The sequence below is a fragment of the Trujillonella endophytica genome (assembly GCF_900110555.1).
GTDB classification, from domain to species: domain Bacteria; phylum Actinomycetota; class Actinomycetes; order Mycobacteriales; family Geodermatophilaceae; genus Trujillonella; species Trujillonella endophytica.
This window is the reverse complement of the sequence record NZ_FOEE01000002.1, coordinates 382,630-400,036: the sequence shown is the minus strand read 5'-3', so window position 1 is coordinate 400,036 and position 17,407 is coordinate 382,630. Positions and strand designations below refer to the sequence as shown.

General features: G+C 76.3%; 17 protein-coding genes. 6 read left to right on the top strand and 11 right to left on the bottom strand.

Annotated features, from left to right (window positions below; translation table 11 throughout):
• The first annotated feature begins 38 nt into the window (after positions 1-38).
• Entirely contained in the window at positions 39-1,046 is a 1,008-nt protein-coding gene (locus BMY88_RS04825) for an AMP-binding protein (protein WP_139220402.1), read from the top strand.
• Entirely contained in the window at positions 1,043-2,236 is a 1,194-nt protein-coding gene (locus tag BMY88_RS04820; protein ID WP_091940686.1) for a thiolase family protein, read from the top strand. The genes BMY88_RS04825 and BMY88_RS04820 overlap by 4 nt, the downstream gene beginning before the upstream one ends.
• Before the next feature lie 7 nt (positions 2,237-2,243).
• On the opposite strand, the gene BMY88_RS04815 is transcribed toward BMY88_RS04820, so the two are convergent.
• The 4 genes from BMY88_RS04815 to BMY88_RS04800 all read right to left on the bottom strand — a co-directional run bounded on the left by BMY88_RS04815 (position 2,244) and on the right by BMY88_RS04800 (position 4,716).
• Positions 2,244-2,771, bottom strand: a complete 528-nt coding sequence (locus tag BMY88_RS04815) for an MOSC domain-containing protein (RefSeq protein WP_091940685.1) — start codon at positions 2,769-2,771, stop codon at positions 2,244-2,246.
• On the bottom strand, positions 2,768-3,409 hold the full coding sequence (locus BMY88_RS04810; RefSeq protein WP_091940683.1) for an energy-coupling factor transporter transmembrane component T family protein: 642 nt from the start codon (positions 3,407-3,409) through the stop codon (positions 2,768-2,770). The genes BMY88_RS04815 and BMY88_RS04810 overlap by 4 nt, the downstream gene beginning before the upstream one ends.
• Positions 3,406-4,071, bottom strand: a complete 666-nt coding sequence (locus BMY88_RS04805; RefSeq protein ID WP_244524447.1) for an energy-coupling factor ABC transporter ATP-binding protein — start codon at positions 4,069-4,071, stop codon at positions 3,406-3,408. The genes BMY88_RS04810 and BMY88_RS04805 overlap by 4 nt, the downstream gene beginning before the upstream one ends.
• A gap of 72 nt (positions 4,072-4,143) precedes the next feature.
• Positions 4,144-4,716 (bottom strand): biotin transporter BioY, encoded by a 573-nt coding sequence (locus tag BMY88_RS04800; protein WP_244524446.1) that lies wholly within the window; start codon positions 4,714-4,716, stop codon positions 4,144-4,146.
• A gap of 526 nt (positions 4,717-5,242) precedes the next feature.
• On the opposite strand from BMY88_RS04800, the gene BMY88_RS04795 reads away from it, so the two are divergent.
• On the top strand, positions 5,243-5,611 hold the full coding sequence (locus BMY88_RS04795) for a hypothetical protein (RefSeq protein WP_091940677.1): 369 nt from the start codon (positions 5,243-5,245) through the stop codon (positions 5,609-5,611).
• 140 nt (positions 5,612-5,751) lie between these two features.
• Here the strand turns inward: BMY88_RS04795 and BMY88_RS04790 are convergent, their stop codons facing one another.
• The 6 genes from BMY88_RS04790 to BMY88_RS04765 form a co-directional block, all read right to left on the bottom strand.
• Positions 5,752-7,281 carry an ATP-binding cassette domain-containing protein gene (locus BMY88_RS04790; protein ID WP_091940675.1) on the bottom strand — a complete coding sequence of 510 codons (1,530 nt, stop codon included), beginning with the start codon at positions 7,279-7,281 and terminating at the stop codon, positions 5,752-5,754.
• Positions 7,282-7,425: 144 nt separating this feature from the next.
• On the bottom strand, positions 7,426-9,021 hold the full coding sequence (locus tag BMY88_RS04785) for a glycoside hydrolase family 13 protein (protein ID WP_091940673.1): 1,596 nt from the start codon (positions 9,019-9,021) through the stop codon (positions 7,426-7,428).
• Positions 9,018-9,449, bottom strand: coding sequence for a globin (locus BMY88_RS04780; RefSeq protein ID WP_091940671.1), 432 nt, complete (start codon positions 9,447-9,449; stop codon positions 9,018-9,020). The genes BMY88_RS04785 and BMY88_RS04780 overlap by 4 nt, the downstream gene beginning before the upstream one ends.
• Positions 9,450-9,453: 4 nt before the next feature.
• The gene (locus BMY88_RS04775; RefSeq protein ID WP_244524445.1) at positions 9,454-10,755 is read right to left on the bottom strand and encodes an MFS transporter; all 1,302 of its coding nucleotides are present in this window, start codon (positions 10,753-10,755) and stop codon (positions 9,454-9,456) included.
• The gene (locus tag BMY88_RS04770; RefSeq protein WP_091940669.1) at positions 10,752-11,771 is read right to left on the bottom strand and encodes a mechanosensitive ion channel family protein; all 1,020 of its coding nucleotides are present in this window, start codon (positions 11,769-11,771) and stop codon (positions 10,752-10,754) included. The genes BMY88_RS04775 and BMY88_RS04770 overlap by 4 nt, the downstream gene beginning before the upstream one ends.
• Before the next feature lie 33 nt (positions 11,772-11,804).
• The gene (locus BMY88_RS04765) at positions 11,805-13,901 is read right to left on the bottom strand and encodes a prolyl oligopeptidase family serine peptidase (RefSeq protein ID WP_091940887.1); all 2,097 of its coding nucleotides are present in this window, start codon (positions 13,899-13,901) and stop codon (positions 11,805-11,807) included.
• 197 nt (positions 13,902-14,098) lie between these two features.
• On the opposite strand from BMY88_RS04765, the gene BMY88_RS04760 reads away from it, so the two are divergent.
• On the top strand, positions 14,099-14,647 hold the full coding sequence (locus BMY88_RS04760; protein WP_244524444.1) for an HNH endonuclease: 549 nt from the start codon (positions 14,099-14,101) through the stop codon (positions 14,645-14,647).
• Positions 14,648-14,711: 64 nt separating this feature from the next.
• Positions 14,712-15,575: an SCO6745 family protein gene (locus BMY88_RS04755; protein ID WP_091940667.1), complete on the top strand. Its 864-nt coding sequence runs from the start codon at positions 14,712-14,714 to the stop codon at positions 15,573-15,575.
• Positions 15,576-15,627: 52 nt separating this feature from the next.
• Here BMY88_RS04755 and kynU read toward each other — a convergent pair whose 3' ends face one another.
• Positions 15,628-16,881: a kynureninase gene (gene kynU, locus BMY88_RS04750; RefSeq protein ID WP_091940665.1), complete on the bottom strand. Its 1,254-nt coding sequence runs from the start codon at positions 16,879-16,881 to the stop codon at positions 15,628-15,630.
• A 271-nt stretch (positions 16,882-17,152) separates the two neighbouring features.
• On the opposite strand from kynU, the gene ctaJ reads away from it, so the two are divergent.
• Positions 17,153-17,407: an aa3-type cytochrome oxidase subunit CtaJ gene (ctaJ, locus tag BMY88_RS04745; RefSeq protein ID WP_091940663.1), complete on the top strand. Its 255-nt coding sequence runs from the start codon at positions 17,153-17,155 to the stop codon at positions 17,405-17,407.

Genomic DNA, 17,407 nt, shown 5'->3' with positions numbered 1-17,407 from the left:
TCCGGCCGGGCGGCGGCCGGCCGGTGCGAGGGAGGACCGTGACCGAACCCCCGGTGGACGTCGCCGCGACCGCGGACCCCGTCGCCGCCGTGCTGGCCGCCGCCACCGATGGCCGGCTCGTCGCGCTGCGCACCTCGGGGACCACCTCCCGTCCCCGCGCCGTCGTCCGCACGGTCGCCTCCTGGACCGACTCGTTCCCGCACGTGTCCGCCCTGGCCGGCATCGACGCGGGATCGCGCGTCTGCGTCCCCGGCCCGCTGTCGGCGACCATGAACCTCTTCGCCGCGGTCCACGCCCGGTGGAGCGGGGCGCCGCTGGTCGGTGCGCCCGCCGAGGCCACGCACGTGCACCTCACCCCCGCCGCCCTCACCGGGGCGCTGCAGGCCGGCACCGACCTGCGCGGGCGCACGCTGGTCGTCGCGGGGGACCGGCTGCACCCGGCCCTGGCGGCGCGGGCGGAGGCGGCCGGCGCGCGGGTCGCGCACTACTACGGGGCCGCCGAGCTCTCCTTCGTCGCCTGGGGCACGCACGCCGACGACCTGCGGCCCTTCCCGGACGTCGAGGTGGAGGTCCGCGACGGCCGCATCTGGGCCCGCTCGCCCTTCCTCTCCCGCGGGTACGCCGCCGGCGCCGAGGGGCCGTTCGACCTCGCCGGCGACGGCTTCGCCACCGTGGGGGACCGCGGCCGGCTGGCCGGCGGGGTGCTGACCGTGACCGGCCGGGGCGGCGACGCCGTCCTCACCGGCGGGGTGACCGTCCTCGTCGGCGAGGTCGAGGAGGTCCTGCGCCGGGCCACCGGCGCCGATGCGCTCGTCGTCGGGGTCCCACACCCCCGGCTCGGCGCCGTCGTGGCCGCGGTGCTGGCCGACCCCGCCGCCGTCGGTGCCGCCCGCGCCGCCGCGCGGGCCGAGCTCGCCCCGGCGCAGCGTCCCCGCCGCTGGTTCGCGCTGCCCCACCTGCCGACGACCGGCGCCGGGAAGGTCGACCGGGCGGCGGTCGCCGAGCTGGTGGCGGAGGGCCGCCTCGCGCCGGTGGGCGCCCCGTGAGCCGGGACGACGCCCCGGTCGTCGTCGCCGCCCGCCGCACCCCCATCGGCACGGCGGGTCACGGCCTGGCCGGCTGCACGGCCGCGGACCTCGCCGCCGCCGTCGTCGCCGACCTCACCGCCGGGCCGGAGAGCGGGCTTGGGAGCGGGCCGGGGAGCGGCCCGGGCGCGGCGCCGGGCTCCGTCCCGGGCGACGTGCCCGTCCGCGAGGTGGTCCTGGGCAACTGCACCGGCCCCGGCGGCGACGTCGCCCGCGTGGCCGCGCTCCAGGCCGGGCTCCCGGTGACCGTTCCCGGGCTGACCGTCGACCGGCAGTGCGGCAGCGGGCTGGCCGCGATCGTGCTCGCCGTGGCGCAGCTGCGCGGCGAGACGGGTGCCGTGCTCGCCGGCGGCGTCGAGTCGGCCTCCACCGCGCCCTGGCGGCTGTGGCCGCCACGGGGGGAGGAGCCGGCGGCCCGCTACGAGCGCGCGCCGTTCGCCCCGGCCGAGATCGGCGACCCCGACATGGGGCCGGCCGCGGACCGGATCGCCGGCGAGCACGGCATCGGCCGCGAGGCCCAGGACGCCTACGCCGCCCGCTCGCACGCCCGCGCGGTGGCCACCCAGCAGGCCGGCGGGTTCGCCGCCGAGCTGGTGCCCGTCGCGGGCCTCGACCGCGACGAGAGGCCCCGTCCCGGCCTGACCGAGCAGCGGCTGGCCCGGCTGCGGCCCGCGTTCGTGGCCGGCGGCACGGTCACCGCCGGCAACTCCTGCGGCATCAACGACGGCGCGGCCGCGGTCACCCTGGTCGACGCCGGCACCCACCGGCGGCTCGGCGTGCCCGGCCTGCGGGTGCTCGCCACCGCCACCGCGGGCGTCGACCCCAACCGGCCCGGGCTGGGGATCGTCCCGGCGGCCCGCCAGGCCCTCGACCGCGCGGGGCGGACGCTCGACGAGGTGGACGTCGTCGAGTTCAACGAGGCGTTCGCCGGGCAGGTCCTCGCCTGCTGCGCCGAGCTGGAGCTCGATCCGGAGCGGGTGTGCCGCGAGGGCGGAGCGCTCGCGCTGGGCCACCCCTGGGGCGCCTCGGGCGCGGTCCTGGTGGTCCGGCTGTTCGCCCAGCTGCTCCGGGGCGGGGCCGGCCGCACGGGCCTGGCCGCGATCGCCGTCGGCGGCGGCCAAGGGGTCGCGCTGGTCGTCGAGGCCTGCTGACCCCCGCTCAGACCCGTCGTGGCACCGGCCGGTCCGCGCCCGAGGGGGCGCCCCGGCGGACGGCCTCGTCGTCGTCCAGCAGCCGGACGGGGTCGCCCGGGGCGATCGGCGCGCCGGCGAAGACCGCCGCGTTGACGCCGCCGCGGTAGGCCATCGCCTTGACCAGCTTCGCGCCGGTCAGCCGCTCCAGGTGGGTGCACGGCGGGCAGCGCTTCATGCCGAACAGCAGCGCGCCGCCCACCGTGAACCACCGGCCCACGAGCCCGGGGAGGTCGATGCCCCGCGTGACCAGGTTGCGGCGGGTGTCGCCGGGGCCGAGGGCCGCGCCGGTCTCCGCGGCCAGGGCGGCGACCTCGTCGGCGTCGATCAGGGTGAGCTGCTTCTCCAGGTCCGGGTACCGGGCCCAGGTGCCGCCGCCCCGCGCGTAGCGGTCGCCCTCGAGCCCGGCGCCGGCCACGAGCACGCCGGCGGGCAGCCGGCGCATCGGCTGCGCCGCAGCCGGCGTCGACCAGATCTCCAGCAGCGTCCCGCTCACGGCGCGGATGCTCCGGCACGGCGGGGCGACGGCGCGGGGGCGTCGGCGCCCCGGGCGTCGAGGGCCTCGCCGAGGGTGTGCGCCAGCCGCAGCACCTGGATCAGCAGCGGCACCAGGGCCTGGAAGCGGAAGCCGTCGGCACCGCGGGCGGCCTGCGCCTCGCGGATCCGCTGGGCACGCTCGGCGATGAGCGGGATGAACCGCAGCGTCATCGCGATGACCAGCCCGATCCGGGCGGGCCGGACGCCGAACACCGCGAGCGGTCGGGCCAGCCACTCGACGACGGCGACCAGCGCGGTGACCCGTGTCGTCGCCGTCACGACCGCGGCCGCGGTGACCAGCGCCAGCAGCCGCAGCACCACGACCGTTCCGGTGTGCCAGCCGGTGAACACCAGGTGGAAGGCCAGCAGCGCCAGCAGCCAGGGCCACACCGGGCGGACCTGGGCCAGCAGGGCACGGCCCGGCAGCCGGGCGACCCCGAGCCCGATCAGCAGCACCCCGGCCAGCGCGCCGGCGACCACCTCGAGCCGGTCGGCGACGAACAGCCCGACGGCCAGCGCGGCCAGCAGCCCGAGCTTGAGGCCGGCCGGCGCGCGGTGCACGGGGCCGGCCCCGGGGACGTACAGCGCGGCGGTCACGACATCCGGTCCACGTACCAGCGGACCGTCTCGGCCGGCGTGCCGTCGGCGGCGACCCGGCCGTCGTCGAACACCAGCACCCGGTCGAAGCCGGCCAGCAGGTCCAGCTGGTGGGTGACCACGACGACGTCGTGCTCGAGCTCGTCGATGACGCGGGCGACCCGGCGGGTGTTGGCGAGGTCCAGCAGCGTCGTCGGTTCGTCGAACACGACCCGCTGCGGCCCCATGACCAGCACCCCGGCGATGGCCAGCAGCTGTTTCTGCCCGCCGCTGAGCAGGTGTGCCGGGTGGTCGCGATGCCCGGCCAGGCCGTACCGGACGAGCACCTCCTCGACCCGGCGGGCGCGCTCCTGCGGCGGCACCCCGAGGTTGGTGAGCCCGAACTCGACGTCCTCGGCGACGGTGGGGTGCACGATCTGGGCGTCGGGGTCCTGGAACACGAAGCCCACCCGCCGGCGGACCTCCCGCAGCTGCGTCCGGGTGTCCAGGCCGTCGACCAGCACGGTGCCCGAGGTGGGCACCACCAGGCCGTTGAGCAGCCGCGCGAACGTGCTCTTGCCCGAGCCGTTCGCCCCGACCACCCCCACCCGGTGCTCGGCCAGCGTCAGCGAGACGTCGCGCAGCACCGCCCGCTCGCCGTAGTCGTGGGCGACCTCGCGCACCTCGATCGCCGTCCGGGGGAGATCTGCAGCGGCAGCCGTTCGGGCGGCCGCCCGCCGTCCCCACCGCACGGCTCAGCCCGCCGCGGGCCGCCGGCGGGGCAGCTCGATGACCGGGTACGCCTTGTGCACCGCGACGGCGACGACCGAGGCGATCCCCGCCTTGACCAGGTCGCCGGGGATGAACGACAGGGAGCCGGTGGCGGCCGCCGTCAGCGACACGTCGCCGTAGATCGAGGTGAACGGAATGCCGAGGGCGTAGATGACCGCGACGCCACCGACCAGGTTCGCGACCATCGCCCAGGCCAGGTTGAACCGGCGCCAGGTGAGCTGGGTGAGGAAACCGATGACGAACGCGGCGATCGGCCAGCTGTAGAGGTAGCCGGCCGACGGCCCGACGAACACGCCGAGCCCGCCGCGCCCACCGGACAGCAGCGGCAGCCCGGCCGCGACGACGACGAGGAACGTCAGCAGCGCCAGCCCGCCGCGGCGTGCCCCGAGGACCGACCCGGCGAGCATGACGCCCAGCGTCTGCGCGGTGATCGGCACGGGGATGCCGGGGACGGGGACCGCCGGGAGCAGCCCCAGGACCGCAGTGATCGCGGCGAACAGGGCGACGTAGGCCAGATCCCGGCTCTTCACGTGCATCTCCTCGGGTGGTGCGGTGCGGGTCGCCGGCGCGGGCGATCCCCCGCGGCAAGGTACCGGAGGGGCCGGTGGGGGTGTCCCTGGCACCCGCGCGGGAGGTCGCCGACGGTGACGCCGAGCTCACCGGCAGAGACCGATCTCGGTTTGCCGGGTCTCCGGGGCCCGTGTTGTCTGGGAACGGCGAGCCTCTCGGCGAAGGCGGGTGGGCATGGCAACCGGGTGGTGGGCGTCGCTGTGGGGGCGGGGGCGTACCGCAGCGCACGACACGGCACGGGAGCGGCAGGCGGACGACCAGGAATCCGCCGCTCCGGTGCCACACCCCCGGGAGTTCCTCCCCGCCGACGTCCGCGAGGTGGCCGCGTACCGCGCTCCGGCCGGTGCGTCGCACGCCGGAGCGGCAGCGTCGCCGTCCGGGCAGCCCGTGCACCGCACGACGGCCGGTTCGCCCGGCCGATCCGGATCACTTCCCGACCCGGAGCGCAGCGACTCGCTGCGTCCCCCACCCGAACGGAACGGAGCTCCACCCGTGGCACAGCTCGACGACGTCATCGCCGACCTGCTCGGCATCCAGGGCGCCAGTGGCGCCGCCATTGTCGACGTGGACAGCGGCATGGCCCTGGCGGCCGGCGGCACGCCCGGCTTCGACCTCAACGTCGCCGCCGCCGGCAACTCCAACGTGGTGCGCGCCAAGCTGCGCACGATCAGCGACCTCGAGCTCAAGGACGAGATCGAGGACGTCCTGATCACGCTGGAGCACCAGTACCACCTCATCAACGTGCTCAAGGGCCAGGGCAACTCCGGCCTGTTCATCTACCTGGTGCTGGACCGCACGACGGGCAACCTGGCGCTGGCCCGGCACAAGCTGCGCGGGATCGCGGGGGCGGTCAGCGTCTGATCCGGGGCGCCGTCCGGTCGGGGGCGGACGGCGCCGCGCGGAAGGTTCCCGGCGGCCCACTCTCGCGGGTGGGCCGCCCCGGGGCGACCGGGCGGCGGAGAGGAAGCCTGCAGGTCCGAGGCGCCGTGGGGCGACCGCCCTCAGGCGGCGGCCGCCGCCGCGGCCGCGAGGATGGCGTCGAGGACGGCGTCGGCGGTCAGGTCCTGGGTGTCGATCCAGGTGGCCACCCGGCCGCCGGAGACGACACCGACGCGGTCACAGCACTCCGCGAGCTCGTCGGGGTCCACGGACACGACGACGACCGAGGTGCCGTGCGCGGTCGCCTCGAGCAGCAGCTGCCGGACCTGCTGGCGGGCGCGCACGTCGAGGCCACGGGTGGGCTCGTGCACCACGACGACGTCCTCCGCCGACGCCATCCACCGCGCCAGCGCCAGCTTGTGCTGGTCGCCTCCGGAGAGCGCCCCGAAGACGGTGCGGATGCTGAGGGTCTTCACGTCGAGGCTGTGCACGGTGCGGATCACCCCGCGGAGCTGGGCGATCTCGGTGCGCAGGTCGGTGAGCGCGCCCCACGGCTCGTCGGTCAGCGTCCGGGCGATGGTCTCTCCCGGGTCGACCCCGAAGGCGTCCTCGTCGGGGCTGTAGGCGGGCAGCCGCAGGACCGGCGCGGGTTCGGGAGAACCGGTCGACCGCGGTTCCCCGCGCAGCACCACCTCGTCGGTGATGGCCGGCAGCTCCCCGGACAGGGCGTCGGCGATCTCCCGGACACCGGAGGAGCGGTGGCCGGTGAGCCCGATGATCTCTCCCCGGCGCAGATCGAGGTCCACCCCCTCGACGTGGCCCGGCACGCGCAGGTTGCGCACCTGGAGGACGACCTCCCCGTCGACCGGCGCCGGCCGCGACGGGACGAGGGCGGTGCGGGCGGGTTCCGGGTCGGCCGCCGGCCGGGGGAGGGGCACGGGGGTCGTGCCCTCGATCGTCGCGGCGGCCAGGCCGACCGGGTCCAGGGCCGCGGACGGAGCGTCGAGGGCGATCCGGCCCTCGCGCAGGACGAGGACCCGGTCGACGACCTCGAGCATCTCGGGCAGCCGGTGGCTGATGTAGAGCACGCCCCGGCCCTGGCGCCGCAGCCGGTCGGCGACGGCGTGCAGCCCGGTGACCTCGTCGGGCAGGAGCGCGGCCGAGACCTCGTCGAGCACGACGAGCCGGGTGTCCTCGGCGAGCATGCGGGCGATCTCGACCAGCCCGTACACGAAGTGCGGCAGCTCGCCGACGAGGGTGTCCGGGTCGATGTGCAGGGTGACCTCGGCGAGCAGCACCTGGGCCTGCCGGCGCAGCTCCGCCTGCGGGCGTCGCGCCTTGGCAGTGCCGCGGAAGACGGCCTGGGCGACGGTGAGCTCGGGATCGATCCGGATCAGCTGCTCGACCACCCCGACACCCAGGTGCCGGGCGTCCTCCGCCGACAGCGGCGCGTAGGGATGGCCCTGCAGGGTCATCAACCCCGAGTCGGGGGCGGTGGTGCCGGCGATGATGTCGCCCAGGGTCGACTTGCCCGCGCCGTTGGCGCCGACGAGCCCGACGATCTCGCCCTCGGCGATGCGGAAGGAGACGTCGCGCAGGACGCGGCGCGCCCCGAAGGACCTGGTCAGCCCCTCGACTCGGAGCAGCGTCATCGGTGGCCGGCCTCCCCGGAGCAGGTCCCGCCCGGGGGCGTTCGACCGTCGTCGCAGCGTCCCCCGTGACGCGTCGTTACCTCGTGGATTCTATCCGCGTGCGCGATCCGCGCCCGTCGACCGGCGAGTCGCGCGGACCGTCCCCTATCCGGCCCGCAGCCACACCGCGGAGTCGGCCTCGACGGTGCCGCCGGTCGCGTCTCCGCTGGCCAGCAGCACCTCGCCCTCCGGCAGCGGCACGGCGACGGGGGAGAGGTTGACCAGGCAGACCAGGCCGCCGGGACGACGGAACGCCAGGCAGCCGTCGGGCGCGGGCAGCCACTCGACGGCGTCACCCCGCAGCGCCTCCGAGGTGGCCCGCAGGTGGAGCGCGCGTCGGTACAGCGACAGCATCGAACCGGGATCGCCCGCCTGGGCCTGCGCGGTGAGCGGTCCCCAGCCCTCCGGCATCGGCAGCCACGTGTCGGGCCGGGCGGAGAACCCGTACGAGGGCTCGCTGCCCGACCAGGGCACCGGGATCCGGCAGGCGTCGCGCCCGCGCTCGGTGCCCCCGGAGCGCTCCCAGATCGGGTCCTGCAGCGCCGCGTCGGGCAGGTCGACGTCGGGCATGCCGAGCTCGTCGCCGTTGTAGAGGTAGGCCACGCCCGGCAGTGCCAGCTGCAGCAGCGCCGCGGCGCGGGCCCGCCGGGTGCCGACGCTGCCGTCGCCGTACCGGGTGACGTGCCGCGGCCGGTCGTGGTTGGACAGCACCCAGCAGGCGGGGGCGGGGGTGCCCTCGACGGTCGCCAGCGAGTGGACGATCGCCGTGCGCAGCGCGTCGGGCTCCCACTCCGCCGTCAGCAGCTTGAAGTTGAAGGCGAGCTGCAGCTCGTCGGGCCGCAGGTACTGCGCGAGCCGGGCGTCGTCGGAGACCCACACCTCGCCGACCGCCATCCGGTCGGTGTAGCCGTCGAGCACCCGGCGGATGCGGCGGTGCACCTCGTGCACGCCGTCGGAGTCGAAGCGGTGGTCGCCGGGGCCGTGGTCGGCGAGCAGGCCGGTGTCCTCCATCGGGACCATGTCCGGCAGGCCGTCGGGCTTGGCCATGCCGTGCGCGACGTCGATCCGGAAGCCGTCCACCCCGCGGTCCAGCCAGAAGCGCATCGTCTCCTCGAGGTCGGCGACGACCTCGGGGTTGGTGAAGTCCAGGTCCGGCTGCTCCGGCGCGAACAGGTGCAGGTACCACTGTCCGTCGGCGACCCGTGACCACGCCGGGCCGCCGAACACCGACGGCCAGTTGTTGGGCGGCTCGGTGCCGCCGGGACCGCGTCCGTCGCGGAACAGGTACCGGGCCCGCTCGGGGGAGCCGGGGCGGGCGGCCAGGGCCTCGGCGAACCACTCGTGGGCGTGCGAGCTGTGGTTGGGCACCAGGTCGACGGTCACCCGCAGGCCGGCGGCGTGGGCCTCGGCCAGGAGCGCGTCGAACTCGGCGAGGTCGCCGAAGACGGGCTCGACGTCCCGCGGATCGGCGACGTCGTACCCGTGGTCGGCCATCGGCGAGGGGTAGAAGGGCGTGATCCACAGCGCGTCGACGCCCAGGTCGACCAGGTGCGGCAGCCGCGCCCGGATGCCGGCCAGGTCGCCGACGCCGTCGCCGTTGCCGTCGGCGAAGCTGCGGATGTAGATCTGGTAGACGACGGCGTCGCGCCACCAGTCCGGGCCGGTGGTGCGGAAGGGGCGCGCGGGCGGGGCAGAAGTCATGCGGGGGACAGGTCTCCGGGTGCGTCGTCGGGCCAGCGGTTCTGCATGCTGCGGGCGGCCATCTCCAGGTAGCCCCAGAGCGTGGCGTCGTGCTCCGGCGGCAGCTCCAGGGAGTCCACGGCCTCGCGCATGTGGAACAGCCACGCGTCGCGCTCGGCCACGCCGATGGCGAAGGGGGCGTGCCGCATGCGCAGCCGCGGATGGCCGCGCTGATCGGAGTAGGTGGTGGGCCCGCCCCAGTACTGCTCGAGGAACATCCGCAGCCGGGTCTCGGCGCCGTCCCAGTCGTCCTGGGGGTACAGCGGGGCCAGCACGGGGTCGGTCCGGACGCCGGCGTAGAAGCGCGACACCAGCCGGGCGAACGTCGGCGCCCCGCCGACCTCGTCGTAGAAGGCGCGCGCCGAGGGCAGGGTCCGGGGCTCGCTCACGGACTCATGGTCCCGCAGGAACGGCGGTGCCCGCCACGGCGTCGGCCTGCAGGCGCGCCCAGGCCAGCAGCGGCGGGACGACGGCGAGCACGCCCAGACCCCCGATGAGCGCCACCACCGCACCGGCGGACACGCCCTCCGCGGCCAGGCCCGCCCCCAGCGCCCCCAGCCCCTGGACGCCGTAGAGCCCGCTGACCGCCACCCCGATCGCGCGGCCGCGGTAGGCGCTCGGCACCTCCCGCACGAAGGTCACGTTCAGCGGGATCGTCCACGAGGCGCCGAGACCGGCGACGAACATGCAGGCCAGCACCGCGCCGAAGGCAACTTCCCCCGGCGGGGCCCACATGGTGACCAGCCCGGCGGCGAGCACCGGGAGCAGCGACAGCAGCACGAGCGGAGGCACCAGCCGGTTGCGCCGGGAGGGGGTCACGAGCCGCGTCAGCAGCAGCCCGCCGATCGTGACGCCGAGCGGATTGGCCGCCAGCAGCAGTCCCACCGCGGTCGCGCCGCCCCCGAGCTCGTCGACCAGGGGCGCGGAGATGCCCTCCGCGGCGTTGGCGAACATCACACCCACCCACACCAGCAGCACCAGCGACAGCAGCCGCGGCGTCCGGGTGATCAGCCGCAGGCCGTCGCCGGCGTCGCGCCACAGCGAGCGGTGCCCGCCGCCCGCCTCGACCGCGGGGGCCGGCCGCCGCTCGAGCCCGGCACCGAGCCAGAGCGCGGACACCGCGAACGTGACGGCGTTCAGCAGCAGCACCCACGAGGGGCTCAGCGTGGCCATCAGCGTGCCGGCCAGCGCGAAGCCGACCACCTGCGACATCTGGCTGCTGACGTTGGTGAGCGAGGTGGCCACCGCGTACCGGTCGCCGGTCAGCACGTCGGCCATCAGGGCGGAACGGGCGGACTCGAACGGCGGCGCGAACAGGGACACGAGCAGCAGCAGGACCAGCAGGAGCGCCAGCGGGGTGCCGGGCACGGCCATGCCCGCGACCAGCACCGCCCGCGCCACGTCGCTGGCGATGAGCACCCGGTGCCGGGGGAGCCGGTCGGCCAGGGTGGCGAGGACCGGGCCGCCGACCAGCCAGGGGAGATAGCTGACGGCGAAGGTGATCGCCGACAGCAGCGGCGAGTCGGTGCGCTGGTACACCAACACCGTCAGCGCGACGCGGGCGAGCTGGTCGCCGATGGTGGAGAGCAGGTAGCTGCCGAACAGCGGCCGGAACTCCGGCACCGCGAAGACCTCGCCGAAGGTGGCCTGGACGTTGGACGTCGGGTCCCGCGTGGCCGGCGGGTCCTCGGTCACGGCGACCTCGGCGACGCCGCCGTCGCCCCCAGCATCGGGCTCGGCGACCGGATGCCCTCGGCGGCGAACCGCTCGCTGAGCCGCAGCCGCAGCTCGCGGGCGACCCGCCACTGGTCGGCGTTGGTGCTGCGCACCTGGACGCGCATGACCACCCCCTGCGCGGTGATCTGCTCGACGCCCAGGGACTCGGGTTCGGCGAGCAGCACCGCCGCCCACTCCTCCTCGGCGTACAGGGCGTCGGCGACCTCCTGCATCACCGCGCGGCAGGCGTCCAGGTCCGTGTCGTGCGCGACCGGCATGTCGATGACCACCTGGGCGAAGCCCTGGCTCTTGTTGCCCACCCGCAGCACCTCGCCGTTGCGGACGTACCAGACCACGCCGTGGGCGTCCCGCAGCCGCGTGATCCGCAGCCCGACCGCCTCCACCGTGCCGGTGGCCTCGCCGAGGTCGACGACGTCGCCGACCCCGTACTGGTCCTCGAGGATGATCCCGATCCCGGCGATGAAGTCCTTGACCAGGTTCTGCGCGCCGAAGCCCAGGGCCACGCCCAGGACGCCGGCGCTGGCGATGATCGGCGCGAGGTTCACCCCGAGCTCGCCGAGGACCAGGACGACGGCGATGCCCAGCACCACGAACGACGAGAAGCTGCGCAGCACCGAGCTGATCGCCGCCGCCCGCTGGGTGCGCCGCTCGGCGATGGTCTCCAGGCCGTCGGGGTCGGCGCCCCGGGTGCGGGCGCGCCACGGGCGCATGATCGTCGGCATCGCCCCGGTGGCGGTCCGGGTGGTCAGCCGGCGGATGCCACGGTGCAGCAGCAGCCGCACCACCACCGCGAGCACGACGACCAGCAGGATGCGTGCCGGCTTCGCGATGAGGGCGTCGGCGTTGGCGGCGAGCCAGTCGATGCCGAACACGTCGTAGACGCGGGCGCACAGCGAACCGGCGTCGGAGACGCACTCGGGGATCTCCGTGGTGCTGCCGTCGGCGGCCGCGACCACGGACAGTGAACTGTCCATCACGCCGGATCCTCCCAGGCGACGGCGCGCGCGTCAGCCAGGAGTTCGGGATCCGGCGAGTCCGGTGTGCGCGGCGAGGAACGCGAGCTGATCGGCGGCCAGCCCGACGGTGCGGCTCACCGCGCGGGCGCCGTGGCCGACCGAGATCTCCCGGCGCAGCAGCACCGGCGCCGGCCCCGTGGTGGCGTGCTGGAGGGCCGCGGCGAGCTTGCGGGCGTGCAGCGGATCGACGCGCGTGTCGCTCTCGAAGGTCGTGAACAGTACCGCGGGGTAGGCCGTGCCGGCGCGCACGCGGTGGTACGGGGAGTAGCCCAGCAGCCAGCCCAGCTCGACCGGGTCCTCGGCGGTGCCGTACTCGTCGTTCCAGGTGCGGCCCAGCCCGAAGCGCTCGTACCGGACCATGTCCAGCAGCGGCGCGCTGCAGACGACCGCTGCTGCCAGGTCGGGCCGCTGGGTCAGCGTCGCGCCGACCAGCAGCCCGCCGTTGGAGCCGCCCATCACGGCCAGCTGCCCGGACGTCGTCCACCCCTCGGCGACCAGGTGCTCACCGGCGGCGGCGAAGTCGTCGAACACGTTCTGCTTGCGCTCGCGCATGCCGGCGCGGTGCCACTGTTCGCCGTGCTCGGAGCCGCCGCGCAGGTTGGCCACCGCCCAGACCCCGCCGGCCGCGACCCAGGACAGCGCCTGCGCCGAGTAGCCCGGGGTCAGCGAGACGTTGAAGCCGCCGTAGCCGTAGAGGACGGTCGGCCGCGGCGTGTCCGGGCGGCCGGCCTGCGACAGCACGAACAGGTGCACCGGCGTCCCGTCGGCCGACGTCGCGTGCGTCTCCACGACGGTCACCGCGGGCACGTCCCCGGCGACCGGCGCGCGCTCGTCCTCGGCGAGGTCCCGCGGCGCCGCGGAGTTCCAGCGCAGCACCGACGGCGGGGTCGCGTAGTCGGTGTAGCCGACCCACGCCGCCGTTCCGCCGTCGGGCGGCGCGCTGACGCCGGACACACTGCCCGGGGGCAGGGCGGTCACCTCGGCGAGGCGCCCGGCGCCGTCCCCGGCCCAGACGCTCAGCCGGTCGGTGGCGTCGACCGAGTGGACGGCGAGCACCTGCAGCCCGCCGTCCGGCCCGTCGACGAGGGCGACGTCGGCGAGGACGCCGTCGGCCTGCTCCGGGACGACGTCGCGCCAGGCGGAGACGTCCCACGTGGCGGGGACCTCGGGGTCGGCGACGGCGAGGCGCCGGCGGGGGGCGCCGCGGTCGCTGACCAGCCACAGCCGGCCGTCCCGGGCGACCCACGCGCTGGTCTGGGCGTCGACGCCGACCTGGAGCTCGCGCAGCGCGCGGTCCCCGGCGAGGTCGGCCAGCCACACGTCGTCGCGCGGGGCGGTGCCGGCCGAGGCGGAGACGACGAGCCAGCGACCGTCGGCGCTGGTGCGCACGCCGTAGTAGTTGGTGGGGTCCTCGTACATGCGGCTGCCCTCGCCGTGGACCAGGACGTCGTCGGCGGGGTCGGCGCCGACCCGGTGGCGCCACACGCGCCGGTGGTACTGCTCCTCGCCGGCGGGCACCGCGTCCGGGGCGAGGCGGCGCACGTAGAACAGCTCCTCGCCGCCGGGCAGCCAGGCGACGGGGGAGTAGCGGCAGCGGTCGACCGGGCCGTCGAGCACCTCGCCGGTGCCGACGTCGAGCACGTACAGCCGCGACTCCTCGTCGCCGCCGGTGGACAGCTGGTAGGCCAGCCGGTCGCCCTCCCAGGACGGCGACCAGGCGTCGAGCGTCGTCGTCCCCGCCGGGTCGATCGCCATCGGATCGACCAGCACGCGCACCGTGCCGTCGGGCTCGCGGACCCGGAGGACGGCGTGCTCCTGGCCGGGGTCGCGGCGGGTGGAGAAGGCCCGGCCGCGCCGGTGGACGGGGACGCCGACCGCCCCGGCGTGCACCAGCCGCTCCAGCCGCGCGGCGAAGTCCGCGCGCAGCGGCAGGGCCGCCAGGGCCTCGGTGGTCAGGGCGTCCTGGGCGTCGGTCCAGGCGCGGGTGCGCGGGTCCTCGACGTCCTCCAGCCAGCGGTACGGGTCGGCGACGGGGGTGCCGTGCAGGTCCTCGACGAGGTCGAGCCGCGGGGCCTCGGGATAGCGCACCCCGACCACGGTAGTGACCCGTCTCGCACGCGGACGCGCATCCCGCGAGCGCCCGCGTGCGGTTGCGGGCCATGATGGGGGGCGCCCGTGGGTCGCACAGCACCCAGCGGTACGTCCCGCGGCACTGGAGGTGCCCCGTGTCGCGTGCCGGATCCGGGTCGTCGTCCGCGGGCCAGCCGGGCCCGCGTCGCGACCCCGTGCCCTTACCGCTCCCACCTGTCCCCGGCCGCGGCACGACCGCGGCCACGCTGTTGCTCAACGCCACGTACGAGCCGTTGTGCGTGGTCTCCAGCCGCCGGGCCATCGTGCTCGTGCTCGCCGACAAGGCGGTGTCGGTCGACTGCGCCGCCGAGGTCGTGCACGCCGAGACCGTGTCGCTGCCGGTGCCCGTCGTCGTCCGGCTGACCCGCTACGTGCGGGTGCCCTACCCGGCGCAGGTGCCGCTGTCCCGGCGCGCGGTCTTCACCCGCGACGGGCAGACCTGCGTCTACTGCGGGAGTTCGGCCACGAGCATCGACCACGTGGTGCCGCGCAGCCGGGGTGGCACGCACACCTGGGACAACGTCGTGGCCGCCTGCCGGCGCTGCAACCACACCAAGGCCGACCGGTCGCTGGCCGAGCTCGGCTGGAAGCTGCCGCATCCGCCGCGCGCCCCCACCGGCGCGGCCTGGCGGCTGCTCGGCCACCGCACCGTGGATCCCCGCTGGGGCGAGTGGCTGGGCATCACCGACAGCGTCTCGGCGTGATGCAGGCCCCGTTCGCCCCCCACCGCTCGGACGCTCGCGTCGGGCCCCTGCGAGGGGGCCGGACATGACGTCACCGGGGACCGCGCGGCGGCTGTGGGCGCTCGGCGAGCCGCTCCACGCGCTCACCTACTTCGCCGACGAGTGCCGGGCGGCCGCCGAGCAGGTCGGTCTCCGCGGCTTCTGGTCGAGCTACTTCGCGATGCGCGCGGCGCCACTGGGCCCGGTCGGGCCCGAGGTGGTGACGGCGACGTTCTACGGCTTCGCACCGTCCTTCGTCGCGAAGCGCGTGCCGGCCGTGTGGGACGCCGCCACCCCGGCCGACGCCCTCGCGGCCCGGCTCGCCGGGGTGGACGCCGCGGTCCGGCGGGTGCTGGGGCGGGAGTGGTCGGCCTCGGCCGAGGCGGCGGAGGCCGCGGACCTGGCCCGGCGCGCCGCGGCCGCCGTCGACGCGCCCGGCCGGCCGCTGGCCGCCGCGAACGCCGGGCTGCCGCTTCCGGAGCCGCCGCACCTGGCCCTGTGGCAGGCCCTGACCACGCTGCGGGAGCACCGCGGCGACGGCCACTCCGCCGCCCTGCTGCAGCGGGGGATCTCCGGCCTGCAGGCCAACGTGCTCGCGGTGGCGGCCGGGCGCACCGACCGCGAGTGGCTGCTCCGGGCGCGCGGCTGGACGGAGCCGGAGTGGGACGACGCCGCCGTCGCGCTCGCCGGCCGCGGCTGGCTGGACGGCGGCGACCTGACCGCCGAGGGGCTGGCGATGGTGACCGCGGTCGAGGCCGACACCGACCGTCTCGCGCTCGGTCCCTGGCGGGCGCTCGGCGACCCCGGCTGCGACCGGCTCGGCGCGCTGCTGGCGCCCGTGCGCCGCGCCGTCGTCGCCGCGGGGAACTGGCCGGCCGGCAACCCGATCGGCGCCCCCGACCCCACCTGACCGGGCAACTTCGCACTTCTGCACCGGGCAGAAGTGCGAAGTTGCCCGGCCGTCAGGTGACCCGGGCCCGCTCGGCCGGGTACCGCTCGTGGGCGCCCTCGGCGAGGACGTCGCGGAACCGGTCCATCGCCTCCCAGACGTCGACGAACCGGCTGTAGAGGGGCGCCGGGCCCAGCCGCACGCGGTCCGGCGTCCGGAAGTCGGGGACGACGCCGCGGTCGAGCAGCGCCTGGGTGACCTGCCAGGCCTGCGGGTGGGCGAGGCTGACGTGCGAGCCGCGGCGGGCGGCGTCCCGGGGCGAGGCCAGGGCGACGCCGTGCGGGGCCAGCCACCCGTCGGCCAGGGCGACCACCAGGTCGGTGAGCGCCCGGCCCTTCGCGGCCAGCCGGTCGACGCCCGCCTCGGCCACCAGCCGCGCGCCCACCTCGACCGCAGCCATCCCCGGCACGGGCGGCGTCCCCACGGCGAAGCGCTCGATTCCGGGCGCCGGGTCGTAGGCCTGGCCCATCGCGAACTGGTCCCGCTGGCCGAACCAGCCCCAGATCGGCTGGCGCAGCTGCTCCTGGAGCTCGCGCCGCACGTAGAGGAACGCCGGGGCGCCCGGGCCACCGTTCAGATACTTGTACGTGCAGCCCACCGCCAGGTCGGCGCCGATCGCGGTGAGCTCGAGCGGCACCGCGCCCGCGGCGTGGGAGAGGTCCCACAGCACCAGCGCGCCGGCGTCGTGCACCAGCCGCGTGACGGCGGCCAGGTCGGGCAGGGCACCGGAGCGGTAGGCCACCGCGGAGAGGACGACGACGGCGACCCGCTCGTCCAGCGCCGCCGCGAGCACGTCGAGGTCGAGCCCCTCGTCGATGTCGGCCGCGACCTGGCGCACCGACATCCCGCGGGCCGCGGCGACCCCGGCGACCAGGTAGCGGTCGGTGGGGAAGTCGTCGGCGCAGCAGACCAGCACGTCGCGGCCCGGCCGGGCATCAGCGCCCGCGACCAGCAGCTTGTAGAGGTCGACCGAGGTCGAGTCCCCGATCAGCACCTCGCCGGGCCGGGCGCCGAGGACACCGGCGGCCAGCACGTCGCCGACCTCGGTGGCCCGGCCGATCCACGACGACCACGAGCCGACGAGCCCGCGGCCCCACTCCTCCTCGACCACCCGGGCCAGCGCCGCGGGGGTGTCCCGGGGCAGGCGCCCGAGGGAGTTGCCGTCGAGGTAGAGGAGCGCGTCGTCGGCGATCACGAACCGGTCGCGGAAGGCGGCGAGCGGGTCGGCGGCGTCGAGGTCCGCCGCGGCCGCCCGGGTGAGGTCCACGACCGCGTGTCTACCGAAGGGGGCTGCGGCGCGCGACGGCGCTCCGGGGGGGCGGGCAATTCCGCGCTTCTGCACGGTGCAGAAGCGCGGAATTGCCCGGGGTGGGGCATCGCGGGGGCGCGGTGGGGGCGTCGCGGGGGCGTCGCGGGGGTGCGGAACGGCCCCGGGGACGGCGGAGCGTCGGGGCGTGGTCGGGAGCGGCGCGCACGGACTTCCGCCGGGCCGGGACACCAGCGCGGGACGGGAGTCGGCTGCCGGTAGGTTGTCCGGCGTGAGCGTCGTCGAGACCATCCTCGTCTTCGCGGTGATCCCGCTGGCGATCGTCCTGCTGTTCGCCGTGCTGACCCTGCTGCCCGGGCGCCAGAAGAAGGCCCGCTACAAGCCGGGCCAGCCGTGGGAGCACGGGCCGGTCTGGTGGGAGCCGCACCCGCTGCAGGCGGGCGGGCACCACGACAGCGGGCACACCGCGATCGGGTCGGCCGCGTCCTCCGCAGGCCCGCTCGGCGGCGCCCGCGGGACCTGGTGA